Raw genomic sequence first — 18761 nt, 5'->3', positions numbered from 1 at the left:
CACGCTACTCGCGGGCCCTTGGCCGCGTGGGCTTTTCTCCGAACTGGCCGGTCGGTATGCGCTTACTCCACCGAACCGTGTCCCGCCCGTGTTGTTACCCCCGTTAACCAGGGTGTTCGCGATGCGGCACCCGCACCGCCGGCCGGTGCGAAGCCGCCCTGCGGGCCTGGGGCTTGAACCTGACGCGACGAGAGGGTGGAGCCTTTCCGTGGCGGAGGGTGGAGCCGACCCCGAGTGCGTCTCCACCCGACGGTGGACGACCCCTAGGGGTATCTCCGTACTACGGGTCGGGGAGGGTTCGTCCCGCCGGAGGACGAGAAGGGCCCACCGCCGTCCTTAACCTGGCTTTACGCCGCCGGGGGGCGGCTGACCGAACCGCGGGGGTGGGGTTTTCCCCCGCACAACAGGGGGCTTCGCACCAGCGCGCGGCACGCCCGCCGCACGCCAGACTCGGCGTCGTACCCGGAACAGGCGCACCGGAACCGGGGCGCACCCACCGACCTGTCGACCGACATAGGAGACGTACCGTGACATCGGCTGTGACCATTCCCAGGCACGGGGGCACTGGAGGGCCTACGGCCGTTGCCGCGCGAGCCCGGCAGGTCGTCAAGGCGTACGGGTCCGGCGAGACCCGCGTCGTCGCGCTGGACCACGTCGACGTGGACATCGCCCGCGGCCAGTTCACCGCGATCATGGGCCCCTCGGGGTCCGGCAAGTCCACCCTCATGCACTGCCTCGCCGGCCTGGACACGGTGACGAGCGGTCAGATCTACCTGGACGAGACCGAGATCACCGGCCTGAAGGACAAGAAGCTCACCAAGCTGCGCCGGGACCGCATCGGGTTCATCTTCCAGGCGTTCAACCTGCTGCCCACGCTGAACGCGCTCGAGAACATCACGCTCCCCATGGACATAGCCGGCCGCAAGCCGGACCGGGCGTGGCTGGACCGGGTGGTGGAGACCGTCGGGCTGGCCGACCGGCTCAAGCACCGGCCCACCCAGCTCTCCGGCGGCCAGCAGCAGCGCGTCGCGGTGGCCCGCGCGCTCGCCGCCCGCCCGGAGATCATCTTCGGCGACGAGCCGACCGGAAACCTCGACTCGCGCGCGGGCGCCGAGGTGCTGGGCTTCCTGCGCCGCTCCGTGACCGAACTCGGGCAGACCATCGTGATGGTCACCCACGACCCCGTCGCCGCCTCCTACGCCGACCGCGTGCTCTACCTCGCCGACGGCCGGATCGTCGACGAGATGCACCAGCCGACGGCCGAGCAGGTCCTGGACCGTATGAAGGACTTCGACGCCCGGGGGCGCACGTCATGACCGTGCTGAAGACCTCGATGCGCAACTTCTTCGCCCACAAGGGCCGGATGGCGCTGTCGGCGATCGCGGTGCTGCTCTCGGTGGCCTTCGTCTGCGGGACGCTGGTGTTCACGGACACGATGAACACCACCTTCGACAAGCTGTTCCAGACCACGTCCTCGGACGTGCAGGTCAGCGCCAAGGGTTCCTCCGACACCGGCGAGACGACCTCCCGCACCGGCAAGCCGCCGGTCATGCCCGCCTCCGTGGTCGGTGAGGTGCGCGGGGCCCAGGGTGTCGCGAAGGCCGAGGGGACGGTGTTCTCCACCTCGGTCACCGTCGTCGACCACGACCTGGACAAGCTCTCCCCGACCAGCGGTGCCCCGACCATCGTCGGAAGCTGGAACGGCAACGACGCCCGCACCATGAAGATCACGTCCGGTACGGCGCCCAAGGGCCCCGGCCAGGTCATGGTCGACGCGGACACCGTCGACAAGCACCACCTGAAGCTCGGCGACGAGATCGGCATCATCACCGCCGTCGGCACCCACCACGCGCGCGTGTCCGGCATCGCCGCCTTCACCGTCACCAACCCCGGCGCGGCCATCTTCTACCTGGACACGAAGACCGCCCAGCAGACCCTGATCGGCCGGACCGGGGTGTACACGAACGTCAACGTCACCGCCGACAAGGGGGTCAGCGACGCACGGCTGAAGCGGAACGTCACCGCCGCGCTCGGCGGCCACGGCTACCGGGTGCAGACCGCCAAGGAGGTCGCCGACGCCAACCAGAAGAGCGTCCAGAGCTTCCTGAACGTCATGAAGTACGCGATGCTCGGCTTCGCCGGGATCGCCTTCCTCGTCGGCATCTTCCTCATCATCAACACCTTCTCGATGCTGGTCGCCCAGCGCACCCGCGAGATCGGCCTGATGCGGGCCATCGGCTCCTCGCGCGGCCAGGTCAACCGGTCCGTACTGATCGAGGCGCTGCTGCTCGGCGTGATCGGGTCGGTGCTCGGTGTCGGCGCGGGCGTCGGCATCGCGGTCGGCCTGATGAAGCTGATGGGCCAGATAGGCATGCACCTGTCCACCGACGACCTGACCGTCGCCTGGACCACCCCCGCCCTCGGCCTGCTGCTCGGTGTGGTCGTCACCGTCCTGTCCGCCTACCTGCCCGCCCGGCGCGCCGGCAAGGTCTCCCCGATGGCCGCGCTGCGCGACGCGAGCGCCCCGGCCGACGCCAAGGCCGGGATCGTGCGGGCCGTCGTCGGCCTGGTCCTGACCGGCGCCGGTGCCGCGAGCCTGTACGCGGCCGCCATCGCCGACCAGGCCAAGGGCGGTTCCGGCTGGCTGGGCCTCGGCGTGGTGCTCACCCTGATCGGCTTCGTCGTCATCGGCCCGCTGCTGGCCGGCGGTCTCGTCCGGGTCCTCGGCGCGGTCATGCTGCGGATCTTCGGCCCGGTCGGCCGGATGGCCGAGCGCAACGCGCTGCGCAACCCGCGCCGCACCGGCGCCACTGGCGCCGCCCTGATGATCGGCCTGGCCCTCGTGGCCTGCCTGTCGGTCGTCGGGTCCTCCATGGTGGCCTCCGCCACCGACCAGCTCGACAAGACCGTCGGCACGGACTTCATCGTCCAGAACGACAACGGGGCCCCGGTCGTCCCGCAGGCCGTCGCGGCCATCAAGTCCACGCCCGGCCTGGCACGGGTCACCGAGTACCGGCCCACCAAGGCGGACTTCACCACCCCCGACGGCCAGACCCTCAAGGACACCGACATCACCGCGGCCGACCCGACCTACGCGACCGACTTGCGCAAGAAGACCGTCGCCGGTGACCTCAAGGACGCCTACCTGCCCGACTCGATGTCGGTCCACGAGAAGTTCGCCAAGGACCACGGCATCCACATCGGCTCGAAGATCGGCGTCGCCTTCAAGGACGGCTCCACCGCCCGCCTGACGGTCCGGGCGATCACCAGCAGCGACGAGGTGATCGACCAGGGCGCCAAGTACACCTCCATGGCCACGCTCGCCAAGTACGTGCCGGCCAACCGGATGCCGCTGGACCAGCTCGTCTTCGCCAGCGCCAAGGACGGACGGCAGGACGCCGCCTACAAGGAGCTCCGGGCGGCGCTGCACAAGTACCCGCAGTACACCGTCCGCGACCAGACCGACTACAAGCAGGCGCTGAAGGACCAGATCGGCCAGCTGCTCAACATGATCTACGGCCTGCTGGCGCTCGCGATCATCGTCGCCGTCCTCGGTGTGGTGAACACCCTGGCCCTGTCGGTGGTCGAGCGGACCCGGGAGATCGGCCTGATGCGGGCCATCGGCCTCTCCCGCCGCCAGCTGCGCCGCATGATCCGCCTGGAGTCCGTGGTGATCGCGGTCTTCGGCGCCCTGCTCGGCCTCGGCCTGGGCATGGGCTGGGGCGCGACCGCGCAGAAGCTGCTGGCGCTGGAGGGCCTGAAGGTCCTGGAGATCCCCTGGCCGACGATCATCACGGTCTTCGTCGCCTCGGCCTTCGTGGGCCTGTTCGCCGCCCTGATCCCGGCGTTCCGGGCAGGCCGGATGAACGTCCTGAACGCGATCGCGACCGAGTAGTCACCCGGTGAGGGGGACACGGGGGCACGGGGGCCCGGCGCCGAGAAGTCACGGGGGACTTCTCGGCGCCGGGCGCTGTCATGCGGCGGCGGTCCGCTGCACGACGGGCCGAAACGGCACCACCCCAAGTGGACGGGGCGCCGGGCTGGCCCCGCCTCCACGGTAGCGCCGCGTCTCTCAGCGGGTCGGCGTGTTCACTCCACCGGGTGACGGGAGCCCGGGCGTCGTACCCTGGGAACCCCCGGCCCGCCCCGCGTGTCGGGTGGTTCGCGTTGCCCATACCCGGACGGAAAGCCTCTCCATGAGCCTGCACGGTCTGCTCGACGCCGTAGTCAAGGACCCCGCCCTCGCCGAAGCGATCGAGGCGGCGGCGGACGGCAACCGCATGCACGTCGACCTGGTCGGCCCCCCTGCGGCCCGCCCCTTCGCGGTCGCCGCCCTGGCCCGCGAGGCGGGGCGGCCGGTGCTGGCGGTCACCGCCACCGGACGGGAGGCCGAGGACCTGGCCGCCGCCCTGCGCACCCTGCTGCCCCCGCAGAGGGTGGCGGAGTACCCCTCCTGGGAGACGCTGCCCCACGAGCGGCTCAGCCCGCGCAGCGACACCGTCGGGCGCCGCCTCGCCGTACTGCGCCGCCTCGCCCACCCCAGCACCGACGACCCCGAGACCGGCCCTGTCTCCGTCGTCGTGGCCCCCGTGCGCTCCGTGCTCCAGCCGCAGGTCAAGGGCCTCGGCGACCTGGAGCCGGTGTCCCTGCGAACGGGCCGGAGCGCCGATCTGAACGAGGTCGTCGAAGCCCTCGCGGCCGCCGCCTACGCGCGCGTGGAGCTGGTGGAGAAGCGCGGCGAGTTCGCCGTGCGCGGCGGCATCCTGGACGTGTTCCCGCCCACCGAGGAGCACCCCCTGCGCGTCGAGTTCTGGGGCGACGACGTCGAGGAGATCCGCTACTTCAAGGTCGCCGACCAGCGCTCCCTCGAGGTCGCCGAGCACGGTCTGTGGGCCCCGCCGTGCCGCGAGCTGCTGCTCACCGAGGACGTGCGCACGCGCGCGCGTGCCCTCGCCGAGGAGCACCCGGAGCTGGGCGAACTGCTGAACAAGATCGCCGAGGGCATCGCGGTCGAGGGCATGGAGTCCCTCGCGCCCGTCCTGGTCGACGACATGGAGCTGCTGCTCGACGTGCTCCCCGGCGGCGCCATGGCCGTCGTCTGCGACCCGGAGCGGGTCCGCACCCGTGCCGCCGACCTCGTCGCCACCTCGCAGGAGTTCCTGCAGGCCTCCTGGGCCGCCACGGCGGGCGGCGGCGAGGCGCCCATCGACGTCGGCGCGGCCTCCCTGTGGTCCATCGCCGACGTCCGTGACCGCGCGCGCGAGCTGAACATGATGTGGTGGTCGGTGTCGCCGTTCGCGGCCGACGAGCAGCTCGACGCGGACACCCTCAAGCTCGGCATGCACGCCACCGAGACCTACCGCGGCGACACCGCGCGGGCCCTCGCCGACACCAAGGGCTGGCTCGCCGACGGCTGGCGCACCGTCTTCGTCACCGAGGGCCACGGCCCGGCCGCCCGCACCGTGGAGGTGCTCGGCGGCGAGGGCATCGCCGCCCGCCTGGACGCCGACCTCGGCGAGCTGAGCCCCTCCGTGGTGCACGTCTCCTGCGGCTGCATCGACTACGGCTTCGTGGACCCGGCGCTGAAGCTGGCCGTCCTCACCGAGACCGACCTCTCCGGCCAGAAGGCCTCCGGCCGCGACGGCGCCCGGATGCCGGCCCGCCGCCGCAAGACGATCGACCCGCTCACCCTGGAGGCGGGCGACTACATCGTCCACGAGCAGCACGGCGTCGGCCGCTACATCGAGATGGTGCAGCGCACCGTGCAGGGCGCCACCCGCGAGTACCTGGTCGTGGAGTACGCCCCCGCCAAGCGCGGCCAGCCCGGCGACCGCCTCTACATCCCCACCGACCAGCTCGAGCAGATCACCAAGTACGTCGGCGGCGAGGCCCCCACCCTGCACCGCCTCGGCGGCGCCGACTGGACCAAGACCAAGGCGCGCGCGAAGAAGGCCGTCAAGGAGATCGCCGCCGACCTGATCAAGCTCTACAGCGCCCGCATGGCCGCCCCCGGCCACGCCTTCGGCGGAGACTCGCCGTGGCAGCGCGAGCTGGAGGACGCCTTCCCCTACGCGGAGACCCCCGACCAGCTCACCACCATCGCCGAGGTCAAGGAGGACATGGAGAAGTCGGTCCCCATGGACCGCCTGATCTGCGGCGACGTCGGCTACGGCAAGACCGAGATCGCGGTGCGGGCCGCCTTCAAGGCCGTACAGGACGGCAAGCAGGTCGCCGTGCTCGTCCCCACCACCCTGCTGGTGCAGCAGCACTTCGGGACCTTCTCCGAGCGGTACGCGCAGTTCCCGGTGAGCGTGAAGGCCCTCTCCCGCTTCCAGACCGACACCGAGGCCAAGGCGGTCCTGGAGGGCCTGAAGGAGGGCTCGGTGGACGTTGTCATCGGCACCCACCGCCTGTTCTCCTCCGAGACCAAGTTCAAGGACCTCGGCCTGGTCATCGTGGACGAGGAGCAGCGCTTCGGCGTCGAGCACAAGGAGCAGCTGAAGAAGCTCCGTGCCAACGTCGACGTCCTGACCATGTCCGCCACCCCGATCCCGCGCACCCTGGAGATGGCGGTCACCGGCATCCGGGAGATGTCCACCATCACCACCCCGCCCGAGGAGCGGCACCCCGTCCTCACCTTCGTCGGACCGTACGAGGAGAAGCAGATCGGCGCCGCCGTACGGCGTGAACTGCTGCGCGAGGGCCAGGTCTTCTACATCCACAACCGGGTCGAGTCCATCGACCGGGCCGCGGCGCGCCTGCGCGAGATCATCCCCGAGGCGCGGATCGCCACGGCGCACGGCCAGATGTCGGAGACCGCGCTGGAACAGGTGGTCGTCGACTTCTGGGAGAAGAAGTTCGACGTGCTGGTGTCGACCACGATCGTCGAGTCCGGCATCGACATCTCCAACGCCAACACCCTCATCGTGGAGCGCGGCGACAACTTCGGCCTGTCCCAGCTCCACCAGCTCCGCGGCCGTGTCGGCCGGGGCCGGGAGCGGGGCTACGCCTACTTCCTGTACCCGCCGGAGAAGCCGCTGACGGAGACCGCGCACGAGCGCCTCGCCACCATCGCCCAGCACACCGAGATGGGCGCGGGCATGTACGTCGCCATGAAGGACCTGGAGATCCGCGGCGCCGGAAACCTCCTCGGCGGCGAGCAGTCCGGGCACATCGCGGGCGTCGGCTTCGACCTGTACGTCCGCATGGTCGGCGAGGCCGTCGCCGACTACCGGCGGCAGCTCGAGACCGGCGGGATCGAGGAGGAGCCGCCGCTCGAGGTCAAGATCGAGCTGCCCGTCGACGCGCACGTCCCGCACGACTACGCACCCGGCGAGCGGCTGCGCCTGCAGGCATACCGGGCCATCGCCTCCGCCAACTCGGAGGAGGACGTCAAGGCCGTCCGCGAGGAGCTCACCGACCGCTACGGCAAGCTGCCCGAGCCGGTGGAGAACCTGCTGCTGGTGGCCGGACTGCGGATGCTCGCGCGCGCGTGCGGCGTCGGCGAGATCGTGCTCCAGGGCAACAACATCCGCTTCGCGCCGGTGGAGCTGCGCGAGTCGCAGGAGCTGCGGCTCAAGCGGCTGTACCCGGGCACGGTCATCAAGCCGGCCGCGCACCAGGTCCTCGTCCCGCGGCCGAAGACCGCGAAGGTCGGGGGCAAGCCGCTCGTCGGCCGCGAACTGCTGGGCTGGGTCGGCGAGTTCCTGGCCTCGGTCCTGGGATCGTAGAAGTTCCGGCCGCGGGGCGGGAGGGCGAAACCTCCCGCCCCGCGGCCGTGGTGCGGTGGCCGATGGCGGAGCATCGAATTTCGCGTCGATCATCCCGGTTGCGGCCCGATCGCCCCTTTGAGACCCATCTGCTGTGCGCCGTACGCCCGTTACGGTGGACGCGGACACGATCCGCCCGTACATCAGGGCGGACAGGGCGAGCGAGGGGGACGCACCGTGACGCGTCTGAGGGGCGGGGCGGTCGCCGCGGCGGTCGTCATGGCGGTCTCCGTGGCCGGCTGCAAGAGCGACCGGATCGGCGGGTCCCCGGGTCCCGAGGAGAAGGCGCGCGGGGGAGCGGCCCTGTCCGCCGCCGACTCGCTGACCGTCAAGGGCCGCGCCCCCAAGACCGGCTACTCCCGCGAGCGTTTCGGCTCCGCCTGGGCCGACACCGACTCCAACTCCTGCGACACGCGCGACGACATCCTCAAACGCGACCTGGAACAGGTGAAGTACACCGACGGGGACTGCAAGGTCTCCTACGGCCTGCTGAAGCCCGACCCCTACTCCGGCAAGGTCATCACCTACCGGCGCGGCCGCAGCCAGGTCGACATCGACCACCTCGTCGCCCTCTCGGACGCCTGGCAGAAGGGCGCCAAGTACTGGGAGCCCAGCAAGCGCATAGCCCTGGCCAACGACCCGCTCAACCTTCTCGCGGTCGACGCGAGCACCAACCGCGGCAAGGGCGACGGCGACACGGCCACCTGGCTGCCGCCCGACAAGGACTACCGCTGCGTCTACGTCGCCGCCCAGGTGGCGGTGAAGAAGAAGTACGGCCTGTGGGTCACCGCCGCCGAGAAGACCGCGATGAAGAAGGTGCTCGGCGGCTGCCCGGACCAGAAGCTCCCCACGGGCGGCAATCCCACGAACGCCCCGGAGCGCTTCAGGGCCCGGTGAGCGGCAATTCGGTTTCCCGGGGCGATCCGCACCGCCTACGGTGACCCGCATGGACGTGAGGGTAAGCAGCCTCGCCGAGCGGCCCGACCGGCTGCCGGCGGTGTTCGAGATGGCCGACACCTGGCCCGAGTTCGTGACCAACGACCCCGTGGGCAACGCCCACTACGGCCGCATCCCCACCGAACTGCCCGAGTACGCGCTGTTCGCCGAGGACGAGCACGGTGAGGTCGTCGCCCACGCCTTCAGCGTCCCCTTCGCCCTCGCGGCCGAGGGCCGGGGCGCCCTGCCCGCCCGCGGCTGGGACCAGATCCTGCTGTGGGCCTTCGCCGACCTGCGCCGCGGCACCCGCCCCGACACGGTCAGCGCGATCTCCGTCGTCATCGCCCCGCACGCCCAGGGGCACGGCCTGTCCGCCCTCATGCTCTCGGCGATGCGGGACAACGCCCGCGCCCGCGGCTTCGGCGAGGTCGTCGCCCCCGTCCGCCCCAGCGGCAAGCACCGTGAGCCGCGCACCCCGATCGCCGAGTACGCCCACCGGGTCCGCCCGGACGGTCTGCCGGAGGACCCGTGGCTGCGCGTGCACGCCCGCGCCGGTGCCACCATCGACTCCGTCGCCACGGCCTCCATGACCGTCGGCGCCTCCCTCGAGGAGTGGCGCCGCTGGACCGGGCTGCCCTTCGACACGCGGGGGGACGTCGAGGTGCCCGGCGCGCTGGTCCCGGTCCACTGCGAACCGGAGCGCGGGTACGCCGTCTACGTTGAACCCAACGTGTGGATGCGGCACCCGCTGTGACCCGGCGCCGGGCCCCGGCCCGGACTCAGCCGCCCAGGGCGTCCAGGTCGATGACCTTCCCGGCGGGCTTCCGCGCCGGCACGGGCTTGTCGTAGTCGCTGAAGGACAGGTGCACCGGCTCCTTGGTGCCGGCCGCGCTGTCGACCTGGAGCAGGTACGGCTTGCCCTCGGTCGCCACGTACAGCGTGTAGCGGTCCTTGCCGTCCTTCTCGTGCAGCACGATCGCCGGTGTGCCGTCGAGGGTGGTGGTCTTCCCGCGGGTGGCGTCCGAGCTGACGTCACCCGCGCCGGCCAGCACCGAGTTCAGGTCGCAGAAGCCCGCGATGTCCTTGGCGTCCTGGCCCTTCACCGCCATCCTGGTCCACTTCCCGGCCAGCATGTCCACGGCCGCGTCGGTGTCGGCCTTGGACTCGCCCTTGCTCTGGGCGCGCAGGAACGCCTCGTCGTACTTCATGTAGACGGTGCTCCCGGTCCTGATCAGGTCGGCCTTGCCCTGGCCGCCCATGCTCATCGTGCCGGCGCACTCGCCCTTCTTGTCCAGGGCCATGTCCAGCCCGATGGTGCCCGTGCTCTCGTCGTCGGCGACATCGCCCTTCATCCGCAGCGACGAGGCCCCGGTGGTGGCCTTCAGCGCGCGGTCGGCGATCTCGCCTCCGCTCATTCCGGCGAACGGGCCCTTCGGCTTGCTGTCCGCCTTGTCCTGCCCCGGCAGACAGCCGGTGATTCCCGCGGTGGCCGCGGCGACGAGACAGATGGCGGCAAGTGCGGTTCGGCGCATGACAGTTCCTTGCTGGGAGAAGTGAGGTGGTGAATTGTGGTGAGGAGTGGTGCGGTGCGTGGCGCGACGGTGGTGCGGTGCGTGGCGCGACGGTGGTGTGGCGCGTTGCGCGACGGTGGTGTGGCGCGGGGGCGGTGCGGCGCGGTGCCGCGACGGTGGTGGTGCGGTGCGGCGGTGAACGGGGCGGTCAGGCCGTCTTCTTCCAGTTCCCGCAGCCGGTCGTCTTGAAGTAGGCGTCGCCGGCACCGATGGTGACGACGGCCGTGCCCTTCACGTTGTTGTTGGCGATGATCGAGTCGAGCCCGTGCTCGGCGTCCTTGACGCGCTCCCAGTAGCAGGAGTCGTCGCTGTTGCCGGCCGACTTGTAGGTGCCCGGCGCGATGTCGGTGCCGACCTTGAACATGCCTCCGTCGCCGTCCATGGAGGAGGCGGGCGAGCCCTTCGCCTTCGCGGCGACGGCCTCCCAGTCCGCGCAGCCGTTCGACTCGAACAGCTTGTCGGCGGCCTTGATGGTGACGTAACTCGTGCCCGAGACATTGTCGTTGGCCAGGATGGAGTCCATCTCGCCTGAGGCGTCCTTGGCCCGCTCCCAGTAGCACATGCCGTCGGTGTTGCCGGTGGTGCGGTAGGTGCCGGGCTTGATGTCGGAGCCGACCTGGAACTCGCCGTCCCCCTCGAAGGCGGCCTTCTTCTTCTCCGCCGCCCTGCCGCCCGCCTCCTTGCCGGCGCCCGTGTCCTGCTTCGAGCCGGGCCGGTGCGCGGCGGACGCCGAGGTGTCCTTGCCACTGCCGGAACCGCCGTCCTTGCCGTTGTCGGCGTTGGCCGACACGGCGGCGATGACGGCGACCCCGACGACGGCGCCCAGCGCGATCTTGCCCTTCATGCCCATGGCAGGAACCCCTCCCCATGCGGCGGCCGCCCCCTCCGGCTGGCCGCTCGTTCGCTGGGTCAATAAGACCAGAGCCTGTGAACCGAGTCAACACGGTTCACAGATTCAGAACGGTACACGTCCGTGAATGCCCAGCTCTTGTGTACGCCGGTATGCTCGGCGCACAACGGGACGAGGGGAGCGGGACCGGTGCAGGACAACGCGACAGAGGTGACCGCCGCCGGTATCGCGCGGCTCGCCGGAGTGGGCCGAGCCGCCGTCAGCAACTGGCGCCGCAGGCACGCCGACTTCCCCAAACCGGTCGGCGGCACCGAGACCAGCCCGTCCTTCGCGCTCGCCGAGGTGGAGGCATGGCTGCGCGAGCAGGGCAAGCTCGCCGAGGTCCCGCTGCGCGAGCGCGTCTGGCAGCAGATCGCCGGGCATCCCGAGGGCCCGGTCACCGCGCTGGTGCACGCCGGCTGCGCGCTGCTGCTCATCCATGAACGCCCGACCGTCTGGCTGGACGTGAGCGCCGGATCCGACGAGCGTCTGGCCGCGATGCTGCCGGGCGCGCTGGAGCAGGTACTGGGTGTGAACACTGTGAACACCCCGCCTGTCGTGAACACCGGCGCCCCCGCTCACACCTCGCCTGCCGCTCACACCCCCGCGCTGCGCACTCCGAGCGGTCCCCGGCTCCTCCCCTCCGCCCCTCTCCTGCGCGGAGCCGCCGAACTGGCCGCCGAGACGGGGGCGCGGCAGGCCTTCGAGTTCCTCCTGGGCCGCCATCTGGACGCCAATCCGCGCCAGTACACGCTCACGCCGGCCGAACTCGCCCGGCTGATGGCCGACCTCGCGGGCCCCGCCCGCACCGTTCTCGACCCGGCCTGCGGCACCGGCGCGCTGCTGCGCGCCGTCGACACCCGCCCGGACCAGGAGCTGTACGCCCAGGACGGCGCACCCGACCTGGCGGCCGTCACCGCCCTGCGCCTCAGGCTGCAGTCCCGCGCCACCGTGCACGCCGCCGTAGGCGACAGCCTGCGCGCCGACGCCCACCCGGAGCTGCGCGCCGAGGCCGTGCTGTGCCACCCGCCGTTCAACGAGCGCAACTGGGGCCACGACGAACTCGCCTACGACGCCCGCTGGGAGTACGGCTTCCCGGCGCGCACCGAGTCCGAGCTGGCCTGGGTGCAGCACGCGCTGGCCCGGCTGGCCGACGGCGGCACCGCCGTACTGCTCATGCCGCCGGCCGCCGCCTCCCGCCGCTCCGGGCGCCGGATCCGCGCCGACCTGCTGCGCCGGGGCGCGCTGCGCGCCGTCGTCGCGCTGCCGGTCGGGGCGGCGCCGCCGTACAACATCCCGCTCCACGTGTGGGTGCTGCGCCGGCCGGACCGGACGCCCGCGGCGCCCGAGGTGCTGCTCGCCGACACCGGACGGTTCGCCGGCGAGGCACGCGGCGGCCCCGACTGGCAGGCGGTGCGGGAGGCCGTGCTCGACGCCTGGCGCGCCTTCGAGCGCGCCGGGCGGCTGACGGAGCGGCCGGGGCTGGCCCGGTCCGTGCCGGTCATCGAACTCCTCGACGACGACGTCGACCTGGCCCCCGCCCGTCATCTGCCGCCCGCGGCGGCCGCCGACGGCGCGGAGCAGCTCACGGCGGTGCGCGAGCGCCTCGGCGAGACACTGCGGCTGACCGCCGACCTCACCCCGCCCCCCGTCGGCCCGGCGCCGCCCGTGCGCTGGCCGCTCACCACCGTCGGTGAACTCGCGCGCGGGGGCACGCTGGTGCTGCGCACCGGGGGGAACGGCGGCCGCGCGCGCGTGCCCGTCCTGACCGACCACGACGTGCTCGCCGGAACGGCACCCTCCGGGACGCTGCCGGAGAGCGACGAGGAAGCCGTGCTGACGGAACCGGGCGACGTGGTCGTGCCGGTGCTCGGCGGCGGCTCGGTGGCGCGCGTGATCGGCGAGGCGACGCGGGGCGCCGCCCTGGGCCGCAACCTGGTGCTGCTGCGGCCCGATCCGGCGGCGCTGGACCCGTGGTTCCTCGCCGGCTTCCTGCGCGGAACGGCCAACCACCGTCAGGCCAGCAGCTATGCCTCCACGGCCACCCGCCTGGACGTGCGCCGCCTGCAGCTTCCCCGGCTCCCGTTCGACGAACAGCGGCGCTACGGCGCGCGGTTCCGCGCCCTCGACGAGTTCGAACGGGCCGTGCGGCACGCGAGCCGGCTCGGGGACCAGTTGGTGCGCGGGATGTACGACGGGCTCACGGACGGCACCGTCGCGCCGGATTGACGATGCTCCCGGACAACGGTTCGGTACAACCCGGACCGCTTGTCCGTGCCGGGCCATATGCTCGAAGCGACCATCGCACGAGTGGTGTCAGCCCGGCGGAGCACACCGGGCGGACAGGCACGCCCATTTCAGGCATCAGGAGCAGCCATGCAAGGCCACGGCTACACACAGCCGGTGAAGCAGCCGCCGCACCCGGCGGGGCTGGTCCTCCTGCGCGTGCTGTTCGTGGCGGTCGGGGTCCTCAGCATCGGCATGCTCGCCTGGGTGATGCTGCTGCGACTGGCCGCCGTCACGCGCAGGTCGCTGGACTGGGGTCTGTTCGTGGCGCTGCTTGCGGCCGACATCCTCAGCATCGTCCTGCTGGGCAGCGAGCCCGGCGACGAGGTCCACACCACCGGTGGTTACCTGGGCGTCCTGCTGCTCCTGGGCGCCCTGGCGGCCGCGCTCGTGTACTACCTCGTGGCGGAGATCCGGTACTACCAGAGGCTGCGGCAGACGTACGCGGGCGGCGCGGTGTCCGGGTACGGCTACCCGCCGCCTTCGTCGGCGTTCACCACCTCGGCCACGTCACAGACCCCCGTGCCCGCGACGCCCCCGGCGCACCACACGCCGGTGCCGCAGCCCCCGCCGGTCGCCCCGCCGCCGCAGCGCCCGGCGCCCGCCCGTATCGACCAGGTGCGTGCCGAACTGGACGAGCTGAGCGACTACCTGCGTAAGCACGACGGCCACCACGACAGCGACGGCATGCGGGACGCCGGCCCCGAGGGCGGACGGTGAGCGTGGCGGCGGGACGCGTCGTCGCCGGTCGCTACGAACTGTCCACGCTCATCGGCCAGGGCGGCATGGGCCAGGTGTGGACGGCGTACGACCAGCGGCTGGACCGGCGGGTGGCGGTGAAGCTGCTGCGCCCCGACAAGGTGGCCGGGCAGGAGGCGGACGAGCTGCGCCGCCGCTTCGTGCGCGAGTGCCGGGTGACCGCGCAGGTCGACCACCCGGGCCTGGTCACGGTGCACGACGCGGGCAGCGAGGGCGAGGAGCTGTTCCTCGTCATGCAGTACGTCGACGGCGCCGACCTCTCCGACCATCTCGCCGAGCACGACCCGTACCCGTGGCAGTGGGCGGTGGCGGTGGCCGCGCAGCTCTGCGCCGTGCTGAGCGCGGTGCACGCCGTGCCGATCGTGCACCGCGACCTCAAGCCGAGGAACGTCATGGTGAAGCAGGACGGCACGGTCACCGTCCTCGACCTGGGCGTGGCCTCCGTCATGGACACCGACACCACCCGCCTCACCCACACCGGTTCCCCGATCGGCTCGCCCGCCTACATGGCGCCCGAGCAGGCCATGGGCGGCGCCGTCGGCCCGTACACCGACCTGTACGCGCTCGGCGTGCTGATGCACGAACTGCTCAGCGGCGACGTGCCGTTCGCCGGCTCCACCGCGCTCGGCGTGCTGCACCGGCACCTGTACGAGCCACCGGTGCCGGTGCGCCGCATCCGCCCCGAGGTCCCCGAGGCGCTGGAGGCGCTCGTCCTGCGCCTGCTCGCCAAGGACCCGCAGCACCGGCCGGACTCCGCGCAGGAGGTGTACGAGCACCTGGCGCTGTTGCTGCCCGCGCGTGGCATGCCCACCGGGGCGCCGCTGGATCCGACGCGCCCCTTCCTGCGCCCGCACGCCCCCTGGCCGGACCGCGCCCGCACGCCCGCGCCGCAGCCCGCCCCCGTCGCGCCCGCGCCGCCCGCCGCCGGGAAGCCCGACGTCGCCGCCGCCGTCGACGAGGTCAAGCGCCTGCTCGGGGAGGGCCGCATCACCCAGGCCGTGGACATACTCGGCGCGATCCTGCCCGCCGCGGCCGAACAGCACGGCGAGCGCTCCCCGGTGGTGCGCACCCTGCGCAAGCAGTACGCCGCCACCCTCCTGGACGACGGCCAGTACCGGCGCGCGCTGCCCGAACTGCGCCGCCTCGCCGACGAGCGCGCCGCCGAGGCCGGGCAGGCCGACCCGCAGTCCCTGCGCTTCCGCTACGAGGCGGCCCAGTGCCTGGAGCAGCTCGGCGAACCGGCGGCGGCGCTCGCCGAGTACCGGGCGCTGCTGCCGTACTACGAGAACCAGTACGTCTCCGGCGATCCGCAGCTCGCCCACGACGTGCGCCGCCGCATCGGCCACCTGCTGCTCGCCCTCGGCGACCGGCCGGCCGCCCACGACACGCTGGCGCGGCTGCTGGTGGACGTCGAGCGCTTCCGCGGCCCCGGCGACCCGCTGGCCGCGGAGATCCGCCGGACCCTGCAATGGCTGGGGCAGGTGCGCGGCTAGTTTTTGCCGTTGCCTGGGGGATTCTTGTGCCTGGCAAGGGGGCGCGTTTCCCGCACGCATGATCGGCGCGGGATAGGTTGCGGTGCGTTTTCGCCACGCACTTTTGAGCAGGGGTGGGGTTCCATGGCAGGTCATCGGCAGTCCAAGAGGCGCAGGTACATCACGTGGGGCGTGGCGGGAACGGCCGTCCTCGCGGGCGCGGGCATCGCGGCGCAGACCTCGACGGCCGCCACCTCCTGGCCCGCGCAGAAGACGTTCACCGGGCGCGCGTTCGACACCTGCACCGCGCCCTCCAAGGCGACGATGAAGGCCTGGCACACCGGCTTCTACGGTGCGGCCGCCGTCTACGTGGGCGGCAGGAACCGCGGTTGCGCGCAGCCCAATCTGACGTCCTCCTGGGTGACGTACGTCAGCGGTCTCGGCTGGAAGCTCGTCCCGATCTACGTCGGCGCCCAGCCGCCCTGCCAGACCGGCTCCAACCCGGAGAAGCTCACCGCGTCCACCGCCGCGTCCCTCGGTACCAGCGACGCCGACGACGCCGTGGCCAAGGCCGCCGCGCTCGGCATGAAGGCCGGCAGCGCGATCTACCTGGACATGGAGCCGTACGACATCACCAGCAAGTCGTGCAACGACGCCGTGCTCACCTACGTCCGCGCCTTCGACAAGGAACTGCGCGTCAAGACGTACCGCGCCGGCTACTACGGCTTCACCAGCTCCAGCGCCAAGGCCGTCGCCACCGCGAGCGACAAGACCGACCTGCCGGGCAACCTCTGGTACGCGCTGTGGGACAAGAAGAACACCACGACCTCGGACTGGCCGTGGGGTTCGACCCAGTTCACCGACCACAGCCGCGCCCACCAGTACATGGTCAACAGCAAGGAGTCGCACGGCGGTGTCACGCTCACCGTCGACCGTGACGCGTGGGACGCGCCGGTGGCCGTCACCGGCTGACCCGTACCCCGGCCGGGGGAGACGCGGCGGTGCCCGAAGCGCGTGCGAATCGTTGGTCGAATGGGTTGGCCACAGGCTGCCCACTGCCTAACATCGATCACCGCAAGACTTTGTGCACCGCCGCACAAGCTCCCTTGGAGGTCTCCTTGCACCGCCGCCGTCGCACCGCGCTCCTCCTCTCCGCAGCGATCGCCGCCGCGGCACCCGTTCTCACCGCCTGCGGAAGCGAAGCGCACCCCGGCGCCGCCGCGGTCGTGGGAGGGGAGCGGATCAGCGTCGCCCAGCTCGAGGGCCGGGTCAACGAGGTTCGCCGGGCGCAGCGGGCCGTGGTGCAGGACGAGACCCAGTACCAGCAGGTCCTCGCCTCCACCGGCAGCCTGACCCGCGACACCCTGCACAACATGGTCCTGGACCAGGTACTGCACCGCGCCGCGCGGGACGAGGGGATCGCGGTCACCCGCAAGGAGGTCTCCCGGATGCGGGCCGGCCTGGAGCAGCAGGCCGGCGGCGCCAAGGGCCTGGAGACCGCCTGGCTGCAGAAGTACGGCATCGCGCCCGGCCGCCTGGACGACAACCTCCGGCTCCAGCTCGAGGCGCAGAAGCTCGCCGCGAAGCTCGGCACCGACACCACGCAGCCCGCGTTCTGGAACGCCCTGTCTAAGGCCTCCCAGCAACTCCACGTCGACCTCAACCCGCGCTACGGCGCCTGGGACGTGCGAAAGAGCAGCCGCGTGGACGCCAAGACGCCCTGGGTGCGCGAGGTCACGGCGGCGGGGGCGCAGCAGCCCGCGTAGCGGTCGGTGGCGGGTGGTCGGTCATACGATCACACGTTGTCCCCGCCCTGTGGACAACCGATCCCGTCCCTCTTCGCCGTGGGTTACGTTCGGATCGTGAACGCAACCAGCCCCGAAGCCGCTCCCGGCCGCATCGTCCTGCTCACCACCAGCCACCGTGTCGCGCCCGGCCTGCTGTCCTGGCCCGCCTGGCAGGCGCTGCGCGCCGCCGACGCCGTGCTGTGCGCGGACGGCGCCCATCCGCAGCTCCCCTACCTGCGGGAGGCCGGGATATCCGTGGCGGAGGCGTCGCCCACCGCGCAGGAGCTGGTCGACGCCTGCGCGGGCGGGCGGACGGTGGTGGTCGTGGCCACGGGGGAGGGGGAGCCCGCCCTCACCGACGGCCTCGCCCGCCTCGCCGGTTCCGGGCGGCTCCGGATGCCCGAGCTGGAACTGCTGCCCGCCTCCTACGACCTGCCGGGCGCCCGCCTCCTCGACCTCGTCCAGGTCATGGACCGCATCCGCGCCGAGTGCCCCTGGTCGTCCCGGCAGACCCACCTGGGCCTGGCGAAGTACGGGATCGAGGAGGCGTACGAACTGGTCGAGGCGATCGAGGCCGGCGACCGGGAGGAGCTGCGCGAGGAGCTGGGCGACGTCCTGCTCCAGGTCGTCTTCCACTCCCGCATCGCCGAGGAGGACCCGGAGGCCCCGTTCTCCGTCGACGACGTGGCCGGCGGCATCGTCGCCAAGCTGATCCACCGCCACCCGCACGTCTTCGGCGACGAGACGGCCGAGACCCCCGAGGACGTCAAGGAGCACTGGCTGCGCACCAAGGCCGAGGAGAAGCGGCGCACCTCGGTCACCGAGGGCGTCCCTCTCGGCCAGCCCGGCCTCGCCCTCGCCGCCAAGCTCGCCTCCCGCACCCGCACGGCGGGACTGGAGGTGCCGCTGCCCGAGGGCGAGGGCATCGGCTACGAACTGCTGGCCCTGGCGGTCCGCGCGGAGGCCGACGGCGTGGACCCGGAGGCGGCACTGCGGGCGGCGGCGCGGGTGTACCGGGACGCGATACGCGCCGCCGAGAGCTGACCCCTCAGCCGAGCGCGGTGACGGCGCCTCAGGTCGGTGCCGTGGCCCCGGGGCAGGCACGGACGGCCGGGGGCCGTCCGGGCACCCCGGGGCTCACGACCGGTGGAGCAGGCGCGTCGGGATATCCACGGGAGACGGCCGAGCGCGGTGACGCCGGCGCCGCGTGGGCCTTCGCCCGCGCGCTGCGCGACTGAGCCGGCCACCGGATGCGGCGGGCCGCCGCCGGCGGTCACGCGGCGGCCGGGGCG

Annotated in this window: 13 protein-coding genes; 11 read left to right on the top strand and 2 right to left on the bottom strand. The window is 72.2% G+C overall.

Annotation, left to right across the window (positions count from 1 at the left end; genetic code table 11):
- The first annotated feature begins 527 nt into the window (after nucleotides 1-527).
- From ACZ6B1_RS16085 to ACZ6B1_RS16065, 5 genes are all read left to right on the top strand, one after another.
- Nucleotides 528-1316 carry an ABC transporter ATP-binding protein gene (locus ACZ6B1_RS16085; RefSeq protein WP_392295449.1) on the top strand — a complete coding sequence of 263 codons (789 nt, stop codon included), beginning with the start codon at nucleotides 528-530 and terminating at the stop codon, nucleotides 1314-1316.
- Nucleotides 1313-3895 carry an ABC transporter permease gene (locus ACZ6B1_RS16080; protein WP_468778760.1) on the top strand — a complete coding sequence of 861 codons (2583 nt, stop codon included), beginning with the start codon at nucleotides 1313-1315 and terminating at the stop codon, nucleotides 3893-3895. Before ACZ6B1_RS16085 ends, ACZ6B1_RS16080 begins: the two co-directional genes overlap by 4 nt.
- Before the next feature lie 301 nt (nucleotides 3896-4196).
- On the top strand, nucleotides 4197-7730 hold the full coding sequence (gene mfd / locus ACZ6B1_RS16075; protein WP_468778758.1) for a transcription-repair coupling factor: 3534 nt from the start codon (nucleotides 4197-4199) through the stop codon (nucleotides 7728-7730).
- Between the two features lie 216 nt (nucleotides 7731-7946).
- On the top strand, nucleotides 7947-8666 hold the full coding sequence (locus tag ACZ6B1_RS16070; RefSeq protein WP_468778756.1) for an HNH endonuclease family protein: 720 nt from the start codon (nucleotides 7947-7949) through the stop codon (nucleotides 8664-8666).
- A 49-nt stretch (nucleotides 8667-8715) separates the two neighbouring features.
- On the top strand, nucleotides 8716-9459 hold the full coding sequence (locus ACZ6B1_RS16065; RefSeq protein ID WP_468778754.1) for an N-acetyltransferase: 744 nt from the start codon (nucleotides 8716-8718) through the stop codon (nucleotides 9457-9459).
- Between the two features lie 25 nt (nucleotides 9460-9484).
- Here ACZ6B1_RS16065 and ACZ6B1_RS16060 read toward each other — a convergent pair whose 3' ends face one another.
- Together ACZ6B1_RS16060 and ACZ6B1_RS16055 are read right to left on the bottom strand one after the other, a co-directional pair.
- Entirely contained in the window at nucleotides 9485-10237 is a 753-nt protein-coding gene (locus tag ACZ6B1_RS16060) for a hypothetical protein (RefSeq protein ID WP_468778752.1), read from the bottom strand.
- Between the two features lie 187 nt (nucleotides 10238-10424).
- Nucleotides 10425-11126 carry a hypothetical protein gene (locus ACZ6B1_RS16055; protein ID WP_468778750.1) on the bottom strand — a complete coding sequence of 234 codons (702 nt, stop codon included), beginning with the start codon at nucleotides 11124-11126 and terminating at the stop codon, nucleotides 10425-10427.
- A 189-nt stretch (nucleotides 11127-11315) separates the two neighbouring features.
- Here ACZ6B1_RS16055 and ACZ6B1_RS16050 point away from each other — a divergent pair, with 189 nt between their 5' ends.
- The 6 genes from ACZ6B1_RS16050 (at nucleotide 11316) to ACZ6B1_RS16025 (ending at nucleotide 18513) form a co-directional block, all read left to right on the top strand.
- Nucleotides 11316-13394 carry an N-6 DNA methylase gene (locus tag ACZ6B1_RS16050; protein WP_468778748.1) on the top strand — a complete coding sequence of 693 codons (2079 nt, stop codon included), beginning with the start codon at nucleotides 11316-11318 and terminating at the stop codon, nucleotides 13392-13394.
- Nucleotides 13395-13541: 147 nt separating this feature from the next.
- Complete coding sequence (locus ACZ6B1_RS16045; RefSeq protein WP_468778746.1) at nucleotides 13542-14171, top strand: hypothetical protein; 630 nt, start codon at nucleotides 13542-13544, stop codon at nucleotides 14169-14171.
- A gap of 38 nt (nucleotides 14172-14209) precedes the next feature.
- Nucleotides 14210-15703: a protein kinase domain-containing protein gene (locus tag ACZ6B1_RS16040; protein ID WP_468779381.1), complete on the top strand. Its 1494-nt coding sequence runs from the start codon at nucleotides 14210-14212 to the stop codon at nucleotides 15701-15703.
- Between the two features lie 123 nt (nucleotides 15704-15826).
- The gene (locus tag ACZ6B1_RS16035; protein WP_468778744.1) at nucleotides 15827-16654 is read left to right on the top strand and encodes a glycoside hydrolase domain-containing protein; all 828 of its coding nucleotides are present in this window, start codon (nucleotides 15827-15829) and stop codon (nucleotides 16652-16654) included.
- 146 nt (nucleotides 16655-16800) lie between these two features.
- On the top strand, nucleotides 16801-17448 hold the full coding sequence (locus ACZ6B1_RS16030; protein ID WP_468778742.1) for a SurA N-terminal domain-containing protein: 648 nt from the start codon (nucleotides 16801-16803) through the stop codon (nucleotides 17446-17448).
- 96 nt (nucleotides 17449-17544) lie between these two features.
- On the top strand, nucleotides 17545-18513 hold the full coding sequence (locus ACZ6B1_RS16025) for a nucleoside triphosphate pyrophosphohydrolase (protein WP_468778740.1): 969 nt from the start codon (nucleotides 17545-17547) through the stop codon (nucleotides 18511-18513).
- Nucleotides 18514-18761 lie beyond the last annotated feature (248 nt).

It is taken from the genome of Streptomyces sp. NPDC041129 (assembly GCF_055592265.1).
This window is presented reverse-complemented; position numbering and strand designations above follow the sequence as displayed.